Raw genomic sequence first — 845 nt, forward strand, 5'->3', positions numbered from 1 at the left:
GCGCACCCCCCCCCCGCCCGCCCACGCCCCCCGTCCCACCCCCCCGGGGCGGCGGGGTGGGGCCCGCCCCCGCCCCCCCCCCCCCCTCACGACGTGCTCACAGCACGACACGGACCAGTTCGAAGGCCTCGGCCAGTGCGGTGCCGACCTGCGAACCCCGGTACTCGGCCAGCGCGCGCACGCCCCGTTCGCTGCGGGCGCTCGGCCATGCCTCGACTTCCTTGCCGTAGGCCCCGAGCGCCTTCACCTTGCGCTCGAAATGGGCCTCGGTCAGCGATTGCCAGCAGTTCGGCCGGAACGCCGGGCCGACTCCCGCGGCCTCGCCGCTGTCGGTGGCCGACCGGACCTCGAAACAACGGATCTCGCGCACACTGCTGCGGCCCGGCCTGCCCGCGATCCGCGCGGCCTTGCTGACCAGCTGGTGATCGAGGTTGAGATCGGCGAGGCTGGTCGTGAACAGGGTGTCCGGCCCGAACTCCCGCACTTCTCGTTCGACCACCTGGTTCAGCGTCAGCTGGCCGACCGCGTCGAGCCGGTTGTCGCCGAACTCGTGCACGTGTACCTGGCCGAACCCGAGGACCGACGCGGCGGTCTCGATCGCCGACACCCGATTGGTCACGGTGGCGCCCGCGGCGCGGCGCGAGCCGTCGTCGTCGGTCAGTACACACAACGCGGCCGATACGCCGTCGTCGACCAGCTTGGCGATCGTGCCGCCCGCGCCGAGAGCCTCGGGGGGGGGCGGGGGGGGGGGCGCACGACACCCTGGGTTGTGGGTTGACGCGAGCCCAGCCCACACCCCCCACAACACCAAACACGCACACAAACACACACACACAACACCAGCC

1 protein-coding gene is annotated in these 845 nt (G+C 72.5%); it reads right to left on the reverse strand.

Annotated elements, in window-relative coordinates; genetic code table 11:
* Positions 1-97: 97 nt before the first annotated feature.
* Positions 98-835, reverse strand: a complete 738-nt coding sequence (locus tag ACFWX1_RS43920) for a PIG-L deacetylase family protein (RefSeq protein WP_378395851.1) — start codon at positions 833-835, stop codon at positions 98-100.
* Positions 836-845: the final 10 nt, after the last annotated feature.

The organism is Amycolatopsis sp. NPDC059021 (assembly GCF_042739895.1).
In the GTDB taxonomy this organism is placed as follows: Bacteria; Actinomycetota; Actinomycetes; order Mycobacteriales; family Pseudonocardiaceae; genus Amycolatopsis.